The organism is Shewanella sp. DW31 (assembly GCF_015767295.1).
In the GTDB taxonomy this organism is placed as follows: Bacteria; Pseudomonadota; Gammaproteobacteria; order Enterobacterales; family Shewanellaceae; genus Shewanella; species Shewanella oncorhynchi.
Genome location: NZ_JADWMP020000002.1, coordinates 126,800 through 144,687 on the forward strand (window position 1 = coordinate 126,800; position 17,888 = coordinate 144,687).

General features: G+C 45.5%; 13 protein-coding genes. 5 read left to right on the forward strand and 8 right to left on the reverse strand.

Annotated elements, in window-relative coordinates:
• The first annotated feature begins 5 nt into the window (after positions 1-5).
• The 3 genes from GWI56_RS02850 (at position 6) to GWI56_RS02860 (ending at position 3,783) form a co-directional block, all read left to right on the forward strand.
• Entirely contained in the window at positions 6-1,400 is a 1,395-nt protein-coding gene (locus tag GWI56_RS02850) for a lactate utilization protein B (protein WP_198572082.1), read from the forward strand.
• Between the two features lies 1 nt (position 1,401).
• Positions 1,402-1,971: an LUD domain-containing protein gene (locus GWI56_RS02855; protein ID WP_028760696.1), complete on the forward strand. Its 570-nt coding sequence runs from the start codon at positions 1,402-1,404 to the stop codon at positions 1,969-1,971.
• 633 nt (positions 1,972-2,604) lie between these two features.
• Positions 2,605-3,783 carry an AAA family ATPase gene (locus tag GWI56_RS02860; RefSeq protein ID WP_198572083.1) on the forward strand — a complete coding sequence of 393 codons (1,179 nt, stop codon included), beginning with the start codon at positions 2,605-2,607 and terminating at the stop codon, positions 3,781-3,783.
• 11 nt (positions 3,784-3,794) lie between these two features.
• Here GWI56_RS02860 and GWI56_RS02865 read toward each other — a convergent pair whose 3' ends face one another.
• The 4 genes from GWI56_RS02865 to GWI56_RS02880 all read right to left on the reverse strand — a co-directional run bounded on the left by GWI56_RS02865 (position 3,795) and on the right by GWI56_RS02880 (position 8,102).
• The gene (locus GWI56_RS02865) at positions 3,795-4,148 is read right to left on the reverse strand and encodes a hypothetical protein (protein ID WP_242068336.1); all 354 of its coding nucleotides are present in this window, start codon (positions 4,146-4,148) and stop codon (positions 3,795-3,797) included.
• A 109-nt stretch (positions 4,149-4,257) separates the two neighbouring features.
• Entirely contained in the window at positions 4,258-4,725 is a 468-nt protein-coding gene (locus tag GWI56_RS02870; RefSeq protein ID WP_242068337.1) for a DUF6386 family protein, read from the reverse strand.
• A 121-nt stretch (positions 4,726-4,846) separates the two neighbouring features.
• A complete protein-coding gene (locus GWI56_RS02875) occupies positions 4,847-6,358 on the reverse strand; it encodes a hypothetical protein (RefSeq protein WP_113941018.1) in 1,512 nt (503 codons plus the stop codon).
• Between the two features lie 388 nt (positions 6,359-6,746).
• Positions 6,747-8,102 carry an MATE family efflux transporter gene (locus GWI56_RS02880; protein ID WP_028760699.1) on the reverse strand — a complete coding sequence of 452 codons (1,356 nt, stop codon included), beginning with the start codon at positions 8,100-8,102 and terminating at the stop codon, positions 6,747-6,749.
• 401 nt (positions 8,103-8,503) lie between these two features.
• Here GWI56_RS02880 and GWI56_RS02885 point away from each other — a divergent pair, with 401 nt between their 5' ends.
• Positions 8,504-10,045, forward strand: coding sequence for an MFS transporter (locus tag GWI56_RS02885; protein WP_198572084.1), 1,542 nt, complete (start codon positions 8,504-8,506; stop codon positions 10,043-10,045).
• Positions 10,046-10,144: 99 nt separating this feature from the next.
• Here GWI56_RS02885 and GWI56_RS02890 read toward each other — a convergent pair whose 3' ends face one another.
• Positions 10,145-10,669, reverse strand: a complete 525-nt coding sequence (locus GWI56_RS02890) for a DUF3087 domain-containing protein (RefSeq protein WP_198572149.1) — start codon at positions 10,667-10,669, stop codon at positions 10,145-10,147.
• A 384-nt stretch (positions 10,670-11,053) separates the two neighbouring features.
• On the opposite strand from GWI56_RS02890, the gene GWI56_RS02895 reads away from it, so the two are divergent.
• On the forward strand, positions 11,054-11,815 hold the full coding sequence (locus GWI56_RS02895; RefSeq protein ID WP_198572085.1) for a transporter substrate-binding domain-containing protein: 762 nt from the start codon (positions 11,054-11,056) through the stop codon (positions 11,813-11,815).
• 78 nt (positions 11,816-11,893) lie between these two features.
• Here the strand turns inward: GWI56_RS02895 and GWI56_RS02900 are convergent, their stop codons facing one another.
• The 3 genes from GWI56_RS02900 to GWI56_RS02910 form a co-directional block, all read right to left on the reverse strand.
• Positions 11,894-13,000, reverse strand: coding sequence for a GTP-binding protein (locus GWI56_RS02900; RefSeq protein ID WP_198572086.1), 1,107 nt, complete (start codon positions 12,998-13,000; stop codon positions 11,894-11,896).
• A gap of 282 nt (positions 13,001-13,282) precedes the next feature.
• Complete coding sequence (locus GWI56_RS02905; RefSeq protein ID WP_198572087.1) at positions 13,283-14,701, reverse strand: DEAD/DEAH box helicase; 1,419 nt, start codon at positions 14,699-14,701, stop codon at positions 13,283-13,285.
• A gap of 129 nt (positions 14,702-14,830) precedes the next feature.
• Entirely contained in the window at positions 14,831-17,878 is a 3,048-nt protein-coding gene (locus GWI56_RS02910) for an EAL domain-containing protein (RefSeq protein WP_198572088.1), read from the reverse strand.
• Positions 17,879-17,888 lie beyond the last annotated feature (10 nt).

Here is a 17,888-nt window from a genome sequence, read left to right on the forward strand (position 1 = left end):
TCACCATGGCTTACAATCATAATCACGGAGCTAATGGCTCCCAAGTCCATGCCCATAAAGCCGATATTTTTTGCCGCGACGAAGCCCGTGTCGACTGGCATTCAAAAGCGCTATGGATGCTCAGAGAAAAACGCGACCGCGCCGCGGGTAGCATCCCAGAATGGGAACAACTGCGCCAGCTTGGCTCAGAAATTAAGCTCCACACGCTAACCCATCTTGCTCAATATCTTGAAACCTTTGAACAAAACTGTATCGCCAACGGCATACAAGTCCATTGGGCGAAAGATGGCGCAGAGCACAATCGTATCGTGCATGACATTTTATCCCGCCATAAAGTCAAAAAGTTGGTGAAGTCTAAGTCTATGCTGACCGAGGAATGTCACCTCAATCCGTACTTAGAACAACGTGGCATTGAGGTCATAGATACCGACTTAGGTGAGCGGATTATTCAGCTCGCCAAAATGCCACCATCACACATAGTCGTGCCCGCTATCCATATGAAAAAGGAAGAAGTCGGCGAACTCTTCCATGAGAAACTCGGCACTAAAGCAGGGGCAGCCGATCCCTTGTATTTAACCCGCGCCGCCCGTGCCCACCTGCGTGAACAGTTCCTTAGCGCCGATGCCGCGATGACAGGCGTGAACATGGCGATTGCCGATAAAGGCGCCGTGGTGGTCTGCACGAACGAAGGCAACGCCGACATGGGTGCTAACCTGCCTAAGTTGCAGTTGCATTCAATGGGGATCGACAAAGTGGTGCCCGATATCGATAGCGCCGCCGTTTTACTGCGAACACTGGCGCGCAACGCCACGGGCCAACCTGTCACGACTTATAGCGCCTTTTACCGTGGCCCACAGCCCGAAGGTGAGATGCACATTATTATCGTCGACAATGGCCGCACTGAGATGCTCAAGGATAAAATCCTCGCAGAATCATTGAAGTGTATTCGTTGTGGTGGTTGCCTCAATACCTGTCCTGTGTATCGTCGCTCCGGCGGTTACAGCTACAACTACACCATCCCTGGCCCAATTGGTATCGCAGTGGGCGCTAAGATTGATGACACTAACTCGATTGCCTGGGCCTGTACCTTGTGTGGCAGCTGTACCTATATCTGCCCAACTAAGGTGCCGCTCGATAAGATTATTTTCCACCACAGACGCCTTAAGGCTGAAGCCGGAAAACTCCCCTATGGCAAAAACAGTTACATGCCATTAGTGGGTAAATTTATGGCAAGCGAAACCATGCTGAACTGCTCTATGAGTATGGCGAGAACTGCGCTGCGCATTCTACCGGGTAGTCTGTTAAAACCCTTTAGCGGTGCATGGGGTAAATACCGTGAACTGCCCGTTGCCCCGAACTCCAGCTTCGAAGCTTGGTTTAAGAAACACAGGAGCCTATAAGATGTCTAGTAAACTTGAAATTCTCAATGCGCTCAAACTGTCGGCCTTAACAAATCATCCTATGCCAAGCATAGATGTGACGCCAAGAGTCGAAAATCTCGTCGGCCAGTTCGAGACCAACCTCAATACTGTCGCGGGTACGCTGCATAAAGAAGGTGGCATCAAAGCCCTGCAAGCCAAAGTCGATGAACTTATCGCCCAAGGGTTACAGGTCATCTCCCTTGTAGAGGGTGTCACGGCAAACCGTGAAATGCCACCCACAGCCCACGAGCTCAAAAACATAGATTATGCAGTGATCCCTGGTGACATTGGCGTTGCCGAAAACGGTGCCATTTGGGTTAACAATAAAAATCTAGGCCACAGAGTGACACCTTTTATCTGTGAAAACCTGATCTTAGCCCTGCCAACGAATAAGATTGTGCCGACCCTACATCAGGCAGCTAAAGAAATCACGTTAGCATCAGGTGAGTTCGGGGTGTTTATCGCGGGTCCATCAAAAACCGCCGATATCGAACAAGCCCTCGTCGTCGGCGCCCACGGTGCCTGCAGCTTAAACGTGTATTTGCTCTAATGCCTCGAGATTTAATGTAACCAAGAAAATTCAAGGGTTATGGAATCATCGAAACACAAAAGCCGCCTCCATTAGCGGCTTTCTTATTGAGATTTCGCTGAATGATATTTGAGTTGTAGGCTGATAAACCACTAACACAGCTTACCAATTAACGTTTATTGACGAGCAGTTTACAGGCTTGCCATGGCATTCACTCGCCGACTCGGTGAATAGAAACCTAGGGCTTTAAGCTTATGAACGAGAGCCATGGTCGTTCTCATGCATCCCTGCATTGCACGACATTCAGGCGTCCTGCCTATCAGATAGCGAACTGGCAGTTAAACACGGATGTTGTTCAAGTCAATCCGTGGATGCAGGGCCGCCCCATCCTACTCTTTGATGAACGGCGCCATCTCTGATATTTATCTGTGTACGTTAGTGACGCTTAAATATAAACCCAACATTAAGATATTGATTTAAAATGTGATATTACTACGTTATAAGGCAATCGTTAGTGATAGGCAGGGGATCTTTATCAAGTCGCTTTAACCACGTGCGATAGCGCACATACTGAGGATACCTTGGTAGTATCCTCGACTCGGTTGATAGTATTCTCGATTATGTCCATGAGGCATTTATAGTAAAGGTGAGTAAATGAACGAGGTATTACTACAAATAAAGGCGCTCACCAATGGTGAGCCTTTATTGACGGCTGTCATTGTTGGAGTATTAACATTAACGTTAATTGGACTCGTAGGCTATATGCTAAAAGATGTCCCCGCGAAGCTGTTAAGTTGGCTCAGTAGTCTGCTGTTTGTGCGGCTCACTATAGACGATAGCCATCAGGCGCGCACAGAGGTATTCAATAAACTATCCTTTTTGATCAGTAATACTACCATTCCGTTTTTTTCACGCTCTATCTCTGAGGCTGTGTACTATGACTATAGTGTGAGTTACGACGGGCGTGTCAGTGTTAAGTCTATCGGCTACGGTATGCACCTGTTTAAATACGGTGGTTGTTTCATGTTGGCTACCCGCTCTAAGGTCGATAGTACGATGGCATACGATACTATTACTGTAAGTGCACCATGGTGGGCAAAAGATAAACTATATAGTTTTTTAGAAGATACTCGTGGAGACATCTCTACAGAGCCAAAAGTGAATATTTTCGAAGAAACCGAATGGTGTCGCTATGGCACATTGAAATCATCGGGTTTTAGTGAATTAGTGCTAGATGAAGGGTTTAAGCAGAAGTTGATGGGAGAAGTTGATAACTTCGCAAGTAGAGGGAAATCGGTTGTAAGTAAGCTAACCATACTGTTACATGGCAAAACGGGTACAGGTAAGACGGGTATAGCGAGAGCCTTAGCTGTTGAGTATCATCGCGATCTTTACATATTGAATCTATCGACTGTAAATGATGCCACTATTCATAAGGCGATTAGAAAGGTACCACCCGGAGCTATGTTGTTAATAGAGGACTGTGACTGTGTAAAGGCTACGGTATCACGTACTGCTGAAAGCAATGTAGATAACCCACCACTCACTTTAGGTGGCGTTCTAAACGCGTTAGACGGAATCATTCCTCTTGATGACTGCCTTGTAATAATGACCACAAATCATCCTGATAATCTTGACCCAGCGTTGATACGTAAAGGTCGTGTAGATGTCAGTATTGAAGTACCACTTATCAGTGCAAAACAAGTTAATGAAGACTACTTTGAGCGTTTTGGCGCAGTTCTTAATAGAACTGAGCCATTGTTAGGTTGTGAAGTCTATGAACTCCATCGCAGAGCGAGCTTAAGATATGGTGTGTGTTGTAAGCCAGTGTAGATGCTCTGGATTCAACAAACCATGAGGTCATGATAGCCATGAATAACAATAAACTGATCGTCTTCAATTAGTGGTAACTGGCCGAGTTGCTGTAATCTGATTTTTAATTCAGCAAGCAGAAATACATTGTCATCCGCCAAACCGGCGGGAAAAACGGTTTTCGCAATTCTAATCGCGTTAATGGATTTATAGCGAATACACCTTTGCACAAAAAGACAATCAGTAGCCATGATCTCGGATAACACTTGATTTGAGGCTTCATAATCGAGAGGAAAGTCCTCTTCACCGACCAACTGTAGTTGCAAATACACAGGACGAGAAGCTAACAGCGTCATACATTCGCGCCATTTAGTATTATTCATCATAGAACTCATAATGTTAAATTGCTTTTTTACCCCTGATGATTAACAAGTTACCTTTGGTGTTTAACAGCCCGTATAGGGATTAAAAATGGTAGCGAATAAAGTAAGCCGCTTAAAGTAATGGGCTAGACGTAAACTCGTTTAGTACATCTTCTGAGGTTGACTCATATTCAACCACCAGTTTATGGGGTGTAAGCCGATACACCCTCACCTCAATATTCCCTCGCACAGCATAAATTAAAGCGCCGCCATAGGTTGTTTCAGGCCCAAGATCTCCTGCTGGAACTTGCTCGGCGGCGCCAATATACAGGCACCCTGACAATATTGTTAAGTTTGCAGAGAGATAATTCGAATTGAGCCCAGCCTCACCTAGCTTACGGAAAATTTCAACCTCATAACAGCCATCGGCGCCAAGTCCTACGAATAGCACATGACCTTGATTGATTTCCAAAATTTCGTCACTCGGCACAGACCACCAATCAGCCGTATCTTCACAGCGATGAGTTAATGCCGCGGGATCAAATATCGCCATTGTGGCGGTATCTGTGTCAAACCGAGTTGTTGTATAGGGTTTACTCATCATCCTTGCCCACTAACAGAAATGATTCTGACTACCTGTTTTATCCTTGATAACTCCAAACCTAAAATAGAAAAATCGCCATAATTTTAGGCCGTTACTACCACTTAATTACAACAATCCTTTACATAAAGGCTTTAGTGAACGCTTCCTTCGACTGGCGAATGTAGTTACGGGCGCTTTTGGCGTGCTGCTCCCACACGGCACGGTCGCTAGGATCGGTAAAGGGGTTTTGCTCAGCGGCAATTGAGCGCTCAAATTTGTCGTAGAAGGTCAGCATGGCCGAAGTGATCTGATTAAAACGTTCCTTGAACTCTTGAAATTCATCAATCTTCTCAGTGGTTTTAATCATGTACTGCACTAACTCTGCATTGCTGTTCGAAGCCAATAGCGCCTCAGCTTTAGCACTGATATTGGCACTCGCCTCGGCAATCACCAGCGCGCGTGCCTGCTCATCTTTACTCATCACTCGGCTGTAATTTTCAGGTGTGCGGGCAATACTGGCATGCTGTAAGTAACTGCGCAGATGCTTGTCGAGATCCTTACGGAAATTATCTAAGTTCTTCTGCATACTGACTAAATCATTGTCGAGTGCAGTGACTTGTTGCAGTTCTTTTTCGATTTCAGACATAAACCGTTCGGCCTGCTGATAAATTTTCAGGCCATTTTCTTCAGCAAACTTTTTATCACTACGGCTTAAGTCACTGTTGTCATAATTAGAGCGATCAAAAGTCGCTGCTAAGAATGACTTAAAGGGTTCGGCAAAGGCAGAGTACGCGCCGGCACTGACTACGTTTAAGGTGGCAGTAGCTAAGTCACCAAAGGGTTTCACCATAGAGCCTAAACGCGCCTGTTGGAGAGGTGATGCCACACGTTTAGCGTCAGTTAAAACCGACCTAAAGGTGTTATATCCCATAGGGTTAGACATTTTATTGCGCTCAGACGTCGCCAACACAAAGGTGATACTTGAATAAATAGCATTCGAGTACTCGAGGTATTGTCTTTGGCTCTCGAGCTGGGCGGCATAATTTTTACCTAAAGTACGAAATGACTCAGACTGCACTTCGTAATTCTTATCAGCTTTCAGCTTATCTAAAATCCCGCCGATAATTTTCTGCTCATTTTTTTGCAGGGCCATATCAAGGCGAATTTTACCTAAGCTCAAATCGTCCAAACTGATAGGGCCATTAATGGCCTCAATATCAAGACGGATATATTGGCGACTCGGATCATCAATAGACACTCGGTGTGCTAAATATTCGTTAGCCCCAGGGGTGATATCGATTAAAGCAACATGCTGCCACTGGGCATCGAGCTTTAATACCGGAGAGGTCAATACATTGATTCGATATTGGGTTTGAGTATTCTGGGTTTTGACCCAAAACTCTAATAGACCCGCTTCAGAAATAGGATACTTACTGACGATACTGCTATTGCCTTCGACGCAAAGCAGCGCACTTTCACCTGTGTGAGGTTCAGCGCCTTCAAATTGACAACCCATGATCCACGACCAAGGTTGAGATAAACGATTGCCTTCGAAGTCGCTGGCAAACACTAACTCATTCTCTTTTGCACTGGCATTAACTGTCGTTAACACGCCAAGCAACAGCATAGAAATGACTGCAGTGGTGCGCATAAGGGCCTCATAAAACATAAATTACTAAAATCAACGAGCGAGTCATTCGGCTCAATACCCAGTCATATCAACGATCAATCGACCCAAAAGCCTAAGCGAACTCAGTCTGTTAATTGAGGGCTATAGCCTCGGCTCAACAGCACACTTGGATAAGTCATTTTTGATTGCAGATTAAACCAGCGAAATGTACCAGAGGCCATCATCCCACGCTAGCCCTAAGTCATGTTTAACGACGAAAGATATGCAGGCAATTACAATCGGGGCCATTAATCGCCCCAATTGTAAAATTTACGTAAAACTAAACACTTATGCCACAGCTACAGGTTACTTGCCTCGCCCCTTGTCTTGTCAATATATCAGGCGAAACCAATACAACCCAAAGCAAGGATTAATGCAGACGTGCCTCGACTCGCTTCATGGCGTAAAACATCCATATCGTCAAGATAGTGCTACAGGTCGCAAGCGACACCCACACACCAATCACGCCGAACGCCCATGCAAAGCAGTAGATAATTGCAGCGATAAGAATAAGCTTAGCGCCCGTCAGCATAGAAGCTTGTTTCGAACAGTTAATAGCTTGGAAGAAACTCGCACCGACTAAGATTAAGCCTTCCATAGGCAAACCCCAAAAATACCAGCGCATACCTTCAATCGCCACTGGTGTTAAATTCGGATTATCACCGGCAAACAAATACACTAACCATTCAGGGCGAGAATAAATCAGCGCTAAACCTAAAGCTGCGGTGAGTAACGTCATACCAAAAGCAATATTGCGCGCTTGTTTAACCCTGTCAAAACGCCCAGCTCCCGCGTTAAAGCTATAAATGGGTTGAGTACCAAGCGCAATGCCCTCAAAAATCAGATAGAAAAACGCTTCTGTGTAACTCACCACACCATAGGCGGCCACATGTAATGGACCGCCAACCCACAAAAAAGCCGTATTATGCAGGGTTAACACTATCGACAAATAGAGATTCATCAAAAAGCTGGGGAAACCAACGCGGGCTATATTAAGGCAATTATCGAGCTTGAGCTTCATCTGCTCAAAAGTGATTTTAAGCTGAGTGCGCGGACTGAAAAAATGCTGTAAACACAAAAGCCCCGTTACCGCCTGCGACAACATAGTCGCAATCGCTGCGCCCGCTAAACCAAAGGGGAAAACCACAATAAACAGCCAGTCTAAGAAAGTGTTTAATACACCACCCAAAATCAGCACCCAAGTCACCATGGATGGCCTGCCATCATTACGCAGCAGTGTGGTGAAGGTCATTGAAATTATGGGGAAATGACACAGTGCAAAATACCAGAATAAGTATTCGTTAGCATTTTCGAGCATCTCACCTTGCGCCCCAAGGGCAACCAAAATATCTCGCGAGAATATCCCGCCAACAAGGGCAAAAAAGCATCCCGTTAATAGACATAACGTAAAGGCATTACCCAGTAGTTTACGGGCCTTGACTACATTACCTTGGCCAAGATTGATTGACACTAATGCCGCGCTACCCATACCTATCATGGCGCCAATAGCGTATAAAATCGCGCCCACAGGGTAAGCTAGCATCATCCCCGCCAGCCCTGTTTCACCTAAATAGTGGCCAACAAAGATGCCATCAATTGTCACATATACGCCCGTCACCAACATAGAGGCTATGGTGGGTATGGTATAGCGCCAAAAAAGCTTCGCAATCGGCTCCTCGAGCAAGCTCATATCCGCAGGAGCATGATTAGATGTTGTTGCTGTCATTAGCGTTTCTCACAAAAAGGGGGGCTAGAGTCGTAATCTATCTAGAAAAATGATCGGGTGAACAAAAATGCGACAATGGATTGTACCTAAAAATAGCGAGAACTCAAAGCATGTTCATTGTGAATAATTAACAATAAAGATTAATCATCACAATGACTTAAGCAGAAACAGTCCAATTTCAGCCAAATGACAAACTCAGTACAGTTCAATAACAGATGTGGGTTAATTCATCATTTTCTGCTACTTTTTTGGTGTTTAAGGCCGAATTAGGTAAAGTATCCGTTCAAGCAAGCCCATTATCGTATTTAAACAAGATGAAATCATTAACTTCATAAATTTAAGTTTTTGATAATTAATGGGTTAAACAGAAATAAATTCAATAACAATAATAAGGGAAGGACATGAGTCAGAATAGTCCAAATGCAGGCAACGATCTGCGAGAAGTCAAACAGCTCGGCATGTGGGCCTCCATTACTAGCTTAGGTTATGTGTTTTGGTTAGTTGGCGGTATGGAGTTAGTCGAGCGTATCGCCTACTACGGCGTTAAAGCCAGTGCAGGACTGTATGCTAAGGCGCCAGAGTCTGCGGGCGGCCTTGGGATCAGCCTGAGTGACTACGGCATTATTATTTCCCTCTGGGCGATCATGCAAACCTTTGTGCCCGTGTTCACTGGTGGCATGTCTGACCGAGTGGGCTACAAAGAAACCATCTTCGGCTCCACCATCATTAAAATCTTTGGCTATCTCGTCATGGCATTCTTCCCCAGCTTTTGGGGCTTCCTTGTCGGTGCATTACTCCTTGCCATAGGCACTGGCATATTTAAACCGGGCATTCAAGGCACCTTAGTGCTGTCCACTAATCGCAATAACACTTCAATGGCTTGGGGCATTTTTTACCAAGTTGTAAACATTGGCGGTTTCCTCGGGCCTTTAGTTGCTGTGCATATGCGCCAATTGTCGTGGGACAATGTATTTTTCGCCTGCGCCGCGATTATTTCACTCAACTTCTTATTCTTACTCACCTATACCGAGCCTGGTAAAGCCGAGCGACTGGAACGCAATAAGCAAATAAAATCAGGTGAAGTCGAACAAGAATCCCTGTGGCGTGATGCTTGGCGCGAGTTGAAAAAGCCGATTGTAATCTACTATATGCTCGTTTTTTCAGGATTTTGGTTCTTGTTCAATGCCCTATTCGATGTGCTGCCTATCCATATTTCCGAATGGGTCGATACCAGCGTAATCGTAACCTCCCTCTTTGGCAGCGAAGGCACCAGCAACGGTATTCTGCAATTTTGGCTTGGCCTCAATAACGAAGGCACTAAGGTGATGCCAGAAGGTATGCTAAACCTTAATGCGGGCCTGATCATGACCTGCTGTTTTATCGTCGCGGCACTGACGGCTAAATACCGTATCACTACCGCCATGTTTATTGGTTGTTTGCTGAGTATTTTAGCTTTTGTGTTTATCGGTGCTTTCCATGCGGCATGGTTTATCGTATTCGCGATTGCCATGTTCTCCATTGGCGAAATGATGATTAGCCCGAAGAAAAACGAGTTTATGGGTAATATTGCTCCCGAAGGCAAAAAAGCCATGTACTTGGGATTTGTGATGTTGCCCCAAGGGATCGGCTGGGGATTAGAAGGCTACTTTGGCCCTAAACTCTACGAGATTTATGCATCAAAGGAATTGTTTTCGCGGGATTTATTGCTAGAGCGCGGCATGAACAGCACTGAGGTCAGCGCCATTCCCCAAGGTGAAGCCTTTACCACTTTGGTGAGTTACACAGGTGAAAACGCACACGATCTCACCCAATTGCTGTACCACAACCATAACATTGGCATGGCGTGGTACATCATCGCCGCCATAGGGACTATCTCAGCGGTAGGAATTTACATCTATGGTAAGTGGTTACTCACACTACAAAGAGCCCAGCAAGCCGCCTAAGTGAAACTCGCTGACCTCATTCTGGGCAAGGACGACAAAGACAAGATAAGGGCTAGATATGACAAGGTGAGGAGCGATCCTCATCTTGCCTCATCAGTATCAGAAAGGACGCGTCAGCAACTCAGGCGTAAATTGTTCGGGCGACAGCAATAAACCTAAGCTCTCGATTTGTGCATTCAAACGATTGAGATCTTGAGTCAGCGCTGGCAAGGTCAGCGTATTGTCATCGAGTACATACACTTGCCTTAAACTGGTGTAATAAAAAAGCAATATAATCAAAGCATTCACATCATTTTGCGCCGCAGCGGCTTTAATCTTTATCAGCTTGCGATAAATACGATTATGGAGCAGCTTCAATTGCCACACATAATAAATTTCACTGAAAAAAGGTCGGTCTTTTAAGTTGTAAATCAAGGAGCTACACAGACCCAGACTGAAAATTACGCCTAAAAGATTCAAGTGAAAATTACCTGTTGGCTCACCTTCCACTGGCGTTGCCCCAAACAGCGCAATGAGTCCAGTACCAAAAATCAGTGATAACACGACTAAGCTAACAACTAGAATAACAATGAATAAATTCATGTTTTTACGATACAAGGTTTTATCTATTTCCTGCAGCTTCATAACATCCCACTCAAATAAACCGCCCAGCATTGGCGTATAAATCAATGAATGGCAGAGCATACCCCAATCCCCTTTATTCGGCCTTAACTGATTTAAACGCATAAGGAAAATACATTTCTCCCTCCCATCAGTGAATGATAAAAACTGAAACCTTTAATCGTAACTAAGCAGGCTGAGGGATAGGATGATGTATCGATTGAAGATCAACGGCTTAATGCCCTTACGATTAATCTTCCATTTATTTCAAAACATTAAAATGTTAACGTGCAATCAAATCTGAGTAAAATTTGCTAACCTTAACCCTAGTGAATTGCATAACGATATCGCCGCTTTTACGAGAGACAGTGTTCTAACCTCCCGCATTCAAACCACACAAGGAATGCCATGATACTCAGCAAAGGCTTTGCACAAGTCGTCCTTTTGGCGCTCAGCAGCCTTTGCTTGACTGCACAGGCCAAAGACCTGCTCGCAGTGGGTTCGAGTTTCAGTCAAATTTTTGAACTACAAGCCAATGGCGAATATACCGGCTTAGGTGTCGATATTTTGAATCGCTTCGCCCAGCAGCAAAGTGTGAACATTCACTATCAAATTACCCCATGGCGCCGCGCTATCTCTATGGTTGAACGTGGCCAAGCGGATATTCTTATTGGTCCCTACGATACCCCAGAGCGTAATGCCAACTTGGTTTTTGCGGCGAAGGCATTTTACCGCGATGATATGGTGTTTTATGCTCGGGCAGACAATGAAATAGTGTGGAATGGCGACTATGCCAGTATTAAAACGCAACGGATTGGAAAAATGCAGGGTTGGAGTTATGGCACAAGGTTTACTGAACAAACTAAATCATTAAATATCAATGAATTTGTCGATATTAAAAGTGGCATAGAACGGCTTTCGCGGGGTGATTTAGATTTACTCGCCACCAATAGTCGCAATACAAATGCAGTGCTCGCCCAAATCAAAATCCCTAAAGCAATTTCGCCAATCATGCCGATAATCGATGTGCGAGACGGCTTTATGGCTTTTCCGAAACAAGCTAAATTTGATCCGCTAAGAATTCGTTTTGACAGCTTCTTCGAGGAGATGATCCAAAATGGCACACTCACGACACTCGGCCAAAAATACCGCGTGACCTTGCCTTACTGATCCAACCTTATTATTCCCGTTAAATCTGACCCTCTTGGCGATGCTCACACCTGTAATAAAGAGTGATGGGGAACTCAGTTAGCTAAGACAAGCAATCAACTGCAGCTCAATCTCGTCCCAATTAACCTCCTCCATGGTAATCATTTCTAGTCTGGAATCTAGGATGTCATCGAGTTCAACCACAGTAAACTCATGGTCAATCCAGTTAAATCCTGCAATTCCATCAGTAGTGATCATCACGGCCTTTAATCTAAGCAACACTTGCCCAACGTCGGATGATTGAGCTTGCCGCTGAATAAAATCCATTAATTTATCAAAATCAAATTCTTGGCTCGGTTCAAACACCCAGCCGCAGCTAAAACAACCTTCACCTTGATTCTGCTTTCGCACTATACCGCGATCATCAAAATCAAGTTCGGCTTCGATTGCACCTTCGGCAAAGAGGCTCAACTCACTCAAGCGCGAACCACCAGCACGAAACAAGCTTGGGGCAGTCGTCGGTAGGCTGCCCAGCTTTAGGCCCGCGCTAGCATGCCCATTTATATTGAGTGACACGCGCCTTGGTTGGTTAAGATAGTCCAGCAAAGCGCTAGGTAAAGGCTGTTGATTTGAGTGGCTCACTACAGGAATATCAGTACGTTCAATATGGCTTAAATAAGTCTGCAATTCATAGAGTAACTTAGTATTTTCAGCATCATACAAGTCAGACTTAGTTGCGATGATCACATCGGCCACTTGCAATTGTTGAATAAAATTTGCATGTTCACGATAGCGAGGATCGTGGATCTTACGCGCGTCCACCAAACATAGGGTGCTACGCAGTGAAATCACATTCTGATAATGGGGCGCACTCAATACTTTAATGATTTCATTAGGATGCCCAAGCCCAGTCGGTTCAATCAATAAGCGGTCAGGTTTCGCTTTCGCAATCAACTGATTGATGGCCACTTGTGTCGGTACGCCTGCTGCGCAGCACATACAGCCACCCGCAACCTCACGAATTTGTATGCCGTTATCGGAGGAATTCAGTAACCCCGCATCAATGCCGACCTCACCAAATTCATTGACCAACACAGCCCAAATTTCATCCGCGGGTTTAGTCGCCAGCAATTGCTTAATCAGAGAGGTTTTACCTACACCTAAAAAACCTGTAATGATATTGGTGGGAATCGCTTTGATAATCATAAGGAAACTCGCTCGAATAGAAAGCTTAGCGCTCGAGTGTAGAAGTATTGGCTTTGAAGCTCAACAAAAAGCGCATCGGTGAGGATGCGCTTTTAGAATCGCGACAGGCTATGTAGCAAAATATGCAACTGACTATTCAACAGTCTAATCAACAGTCAAATCAACAAACTAGGCAACCGTTAGACGGCTAAACTAATAAGCACTTTGCACTTATTTGCCTTGATTGTTGGGCTTAGCTTATTTTGACTTAGCTTATTTTGACTTAGCTTATTTTGACTTAGCCTATTTTGACTTATTTGCGCGAGAGCCAAAACCTGACTTATTGCTCACCAAATTCGACTTAGGTTTAGTTGCATTAAACGGCTTACCTGAGCCAGAAGCTGGCTTAGCACGGCTAGAGGATTTATCGACACTGGTTTTGCTATCCTGCGCTTTACCTTTCGCGTACTTACCCTGACGAGACTGACCAATAGTACGATCCTGCGGCGCCTTATGGCTCCACTTTCCAATCGGCTTAATCGGTGCCGCTGGCGCATCACGGTAACGGGCAGGCAAAGGCGTGCCTTCTTCATAACCCGGTTGTACCGACACGGGCAGTTTCTGCTCAATCAAGGCTTCAATTTCAGCGAGCATTTCATCGTCAGAAGGTGAAACAAACGAAATCGCGCGACCCGTTAATCCAGCTCGGCCAGTACGGCCAATACGATGGATATAGTCTTCGGCAAGGAAAGGTAATTCAAGGTTGATCACCATAGGCAAGGCATGAATGTCTAAACCACGAGCGGCCACATCGGTCGCCACCAGCACCCGCAATTTACCAGCTTTAAACTCTTCCAACACCCGATTACGGGCGCCTTGTGTTTTATCGCCGTGGAATACACCTGCGGCTATGCCATCCAGCTTTAATTCTTGTAATAAATGCTCGGCGCTTTCTTTCGTGCTGGCAAACACCAGCACTTGGCGCCAATTGTTGCGGCCAACCAATTCAGACAACAGCTCGGCTTTGCGACGTTTATCAACGCGATAGACTTCCTGCACAACTGTGGATGCGGTAGTCGTGTCAGCAACATTCACCCACTGAGGTTCATTCAGCATTTTCTCGGCGAGTTGTTTGACGGCATCACTATAGGTCGCTGAAAACAACATGGTTTGATGCTGCGGCGCAATTAAGCGTTTCACTTTTTCAATGTCGCGCACAAAACCCATGTCTAACATACGGTCGGCTTCGTCGATCACTAAGGTCGTGACACTCGATAAATCTAACTGGAATTGGCCGATAATATCGAATAAACGACCAGGAGTTGCCACCAAAATATCAACGCCCTGCTCTACCCCTTTACGCTGGGGATTCATGTTGGCGCCGCCGTAAACCGCTAAGGTTTTCAGTGGTAGGAACTGGCTGTATTTTTGGATATTTTCGCAGACTTGAATCGCAAGTTCGCGGGTTGGCGTCATCACCAACGCGCGTAAAATCGGTTTATCATTGCTGTCGCTTGTTAAAGAATCAGCCGCCAACTTTTCAAGTACAGGCAGAGCAAAGGAAGCCGTCTTACCTGTACCCGTTTGGGCGCAGGCCATAATGTCTTTGCCTTCAAAGGCAAGCGGGATCACTTTCTCTTGCACTTGAGTGAGTTGCTGATAGCCACACTCAGTTATCGCATTCAAAATAGGAGAAGATAAACCGAGTGTTTCAAATTTCATAGGGACTCTTTAGCTAAGTAGTAAAACTTTGATGCGAGGTGATACTCAATGCCCCAACGCGGGGCCGCGGAGTCTAGCAAAATCCGCGGCGTTTTTATAGGCAATTATCGCCACTAAGTTAATATCTCCTCAGACATGGGAGACTAAAAGCGGATCCTGTAAGTATTTTTGGCTAAATTCACCCGCAGGCACAGGTCTTGAGAACAAGTAACCTTGGCCGTAGTCACAGCCTGCAGCCAACAAGACTAGCCGCTGCGCATCGGTTTCGACACCTTCGGCAATCACCTTCATTCCCAACTTGTGGGCCATCACGATAATCGCCTCGCAGAGAATTTGATCGTTTGAATCTGTATCGATATGGCGGGTAAAAGATTGATCAATTTTAAGATAATCAATGTCAAACTTTTTCAAATAGGCAAGTGACGAATAGCCAGTACCAAAATCGTCCAGCGACACTTGCACACCCGCATCGCGGTAGGCCAGTAGTTTTTCGGTTACACCCATACTGGCATCCAATAACAAGCCTTCGGTAATTTCAACGCACACGCCCGCGCCTGTAATATTAAGATCTTGCAATAACTTCAACCAATCATTGAGCAGCGTGCCTTCATCACGAAATTGGATTGGGGATTTATTGACGCTGATTTGGATTTCAACCCCTAATTCATGACGCCACGCCGCACTCTGGCGAGCGGCTTGCTCGAACACCCAATTGCCGATTTCAACAATCAAGCCGGTGTCTTCCGCAACAGGAATAAACTCTGCAGGCGACACAGCACCACGCTCTGCATGATGCCAGCGGATCAAGGCTTCAGCCTTGGTCACTTCACCCGTTACTAAGGCAACAATCGGCTGATAATGCAGTTCAAATTCTTTATTCACGACCGCTTGACGTAAGTCTTGGATCAAGCGCATGCGGTATTTGGCGTATTCCTGCATCGATGGGGTGAAATAGTTGAAGCGATTACGCCCTTGATCTTTCGCCGCATACATAGCCTGATCCGCATGCTTGAGAAGCCCTTCAATACTGGTAGAGTCATCGGGATATAAAGTAATCCCAATACTGACGCTGATATAAGCGGTCTCTTCCCCTAACACATAGGGTTCGGCAATTCGTCGCAAAATATTCTCGGCGACGCGCTCAATCCCCTTATGGTCTTCCATCGAACTTAACACCACAGTAAATTCATCGCCGCCAAGACGCGCCACGACGTCGGCATCACGCACACAGGATTTCAATCGACTCGCGGTTTCTATCAACAGTAAATCGCCCATGGCATGGCCTAAGGTGTCATTCACTTCTTTAAAGAAATCTAAGTCCAAGAACAATAAGGCAAAGTGGTTGCGATTGCGGTCGGCATTTTTCACTTCACTGCTTAAATACTCCAACAACATGCGCCGATTAGGCAACCCCGTCAGCGTATCGTAGTTAGCTTGTTTCCAAATCAGATGCTCATTTTGCTTCTTATCGGTAATGTCTGAGAACAGGGCAACACGTCGATAGGGATGGCCTTCTTTATCATTAATCGTGTTGATGGTTAACCAGATGACATATTCCTCACCATTTTTGCGCCGCTGCCACATTTCCCCCTGCCATTGGCCTTTCTCGCGGATATCATTGTTCATTTTGGTGTAAAAATCACGGCCATTGAGGTCACAATAAAGCAGCCGAACATGTTGGTCCCGCACTTCAAATTCACGATAGCCCGTCATCACACTAAAGGCGGCGTTGACTGTAATAATCACGCCCTTTTCATCGAGGACACTCATGGCTTCAGAGCTGTTATCGTAAACCAGTGCCGACAATTTTAACGATTCTTCGATAAGTTTTGCGTCGGTAATATCGGTATAGGTTCCGCACATCCGCAGGGCATTGTTGTTTGCATCTCTGCTCACGACTTTACCTGTATCAAGGATCCACCGCACCTTACGGTTTACGGTATTTAAACGGTACTCCATCTTATGTTGCGCCGTTTCGCCACGAATATGGGCCTCAATCGAATGCAGCACTTTAGGTCTGTCTTCGGCGACTATCGCATCCATCCATTGGCGACTATTAGCGTTGAGCATATCAACATCGCAGCCAAGAATATCAGCGCTGCGGGCGTTACGTTCGATACGATCATGACGAATATCCCAATCCCACACCCCAAGATCGCTACTGCTTAACACCAGTTCGAGTTGTTCACGGCTAGCGAGCACCTCTTGATCAGCTCTGGCCTGTGAGGTGATATCAATAAATCCGGCAATCACCAACTGCACGGAGTTATTGCCACCGCGCTTACAGGCGACTGTCATATGGGTGTAAACCACGCTGCCGTCCTTAACGATAAAGCGTTTATCCATCTCGTAATTATCGATATCCCCCCGCAGCATAAGCTCAAATTTCAGTGCATCCGCTTCTAAATCATCGGGATGGGTAATTTGCGTCCACGTCATTCGTAGCAATTCAGCTTCTGAATATTTGAGCATTTGACATAACCGTGGATTCACCTTTATCCACTTTTTATCTATTCCCGTTATTGCAATACCAATATTGCCCGCGTTGAATTGGCTCCGAAAAAGAAAATCATCCTGCAGACGAATTTGTTCATCACGCTCTAATTCAAAACGTCGCGATAACAAGCGGCTCAGTAGCCAAGTCGCAATTGGGAAAATGGTCAATACTGGGAGGGTCACTTTGGCGAGCAATGGCATTGCAATGCCATTGGGTAGAAATAAGAACCACAACAACATCACGATATGAACTGTATAGGCAAAGAGAAAAATTTCTCCACCTGAAATATTGGCTAACAGAGACTTACGATATTGACGCCAGATCACCCCGATTAAACCGGATGACACTATCACGCCGACGCCAATCCATATACCAGCGCCACCGATACTGATGCGATACAGCGCCGTCATCACGACAGCAACTAAGGTCGGTAAACCACCGAAAAATAGACCAGAAATACAGAGAATAACCGAACGGGTATCAAAGAAAACGCCCGGTTGATATATCCAAGGCGTGCTCATGATGGTGATACCAATACCACCGATGAGCATCCCAATAATGATACGCCACAGCAAGAAATACTGCCGCTGATGCTTTTTAGGGATCACGTCGTACAAAAATACCAACGCCAGCAATAAAGCCGCATTTTGTACCAACGGAAAGAGAATACCTTTATCCATAACTCAGAGA

What these genes read in the sequence shown, in the direction of transcription:
- GWI56_RS02855 (WP_028760696.1), top strand. Translation starts at nt 1,402, where the DNA reads ATGTCTAGTAAACTTGAAATTCTCAATGCGCTCAAACTGTCGGCCTTA.
- GWI56_RS02900 (WP_198572086.1), bottom strand. Translation starts at nt 13,000, where the DNA reads ATGATTATCAAAGCGATTCCCACCAATATCATTACAGGTTTTTTAGGT.
- GWI56_RS02875 (WP_113941018.1), bottom strand. Translation starts at nt 6,358, where the DNA reads ATGCGCACCACTGCAGTCATTTCTATGCTGTTGCTTGGCGTGTTAACG.
- GWI56_RS02905 (WP_198572087.1), bottom strand. Translation starts at nt 14,701, where the DNA reads ATGAAATTTGAAACACTCGGTTTATCTTCTCCTATTTTGAATGCGATA.
- GWI56_RS02850 (WP_198572082.1), top strand. Translation starts at nt 6, where the DNA reads ATGGCTTACAATCATAATCACGGAGCTAATGGCTCCCAAGTCCATGCC.
- GWI56_RS02895 (WP_198572085.1), top strand. Translation starts at nt 11,054, where the DNA reads ATGATACTCAGCAAAGGCTTTGCACAAGTCGTCCTTTTGGCGCTCAGC.
- GWI56_RS02890 (WP_198572149.1), bottom strand. Translation starts at nt 10,669, where the DNA reads ATGAAGCTGCAGGAAATAGATAAAACCTTGTATCGTAAAAACATGAAT.
- GWI56_RS02865 (WP_242068336.1), bottom strand. Translation starts at nt 4,148, where the DNA reads ATGATGAATAATACTAAATGGCGCGAATGTATGACGCTGTTAGCTTCT.
- GWI56_RS02860 (WP_198572083.1), top strand. Translation starts at nt 2,605, where the DNA reads ATGAACGAGGTATTACTACAAATAAAGGCGCTCACCAATGGTGAGCCT.
- GWI56_RS02885 (WP_198572084.1), top strand. Translation starts at nt 8,504, where the DNA reads ATGAGTCAGAATAGTCCAAATGCAGGCAACGATCTGCGAGAAGTCAAA.
- GWI56_RS02880 (WP_028760699.1), bottom strand. Translation starts at nt 8,102, where the DNA reads ATGACAGCAACAACATCTAATCATGCTCCTGCGGATATGAGCTTGCTC.
- GWI56_RS02870 (WP_242068337.1), bottom strand. Translation starts at nt 4,725, where the DNA reads ATGAGTAAACCCTATACAACAACTCGGTTTGACACAGATACCGCCACA.
- GWI56_RS02910 (WP_198572088.1), bottom strand. Translation starts at nt 17,878, where the DNA reads ATGGATAAAGGTATTCTCTTTCCGTTGGTACAAAATGCGGCTTTATTG.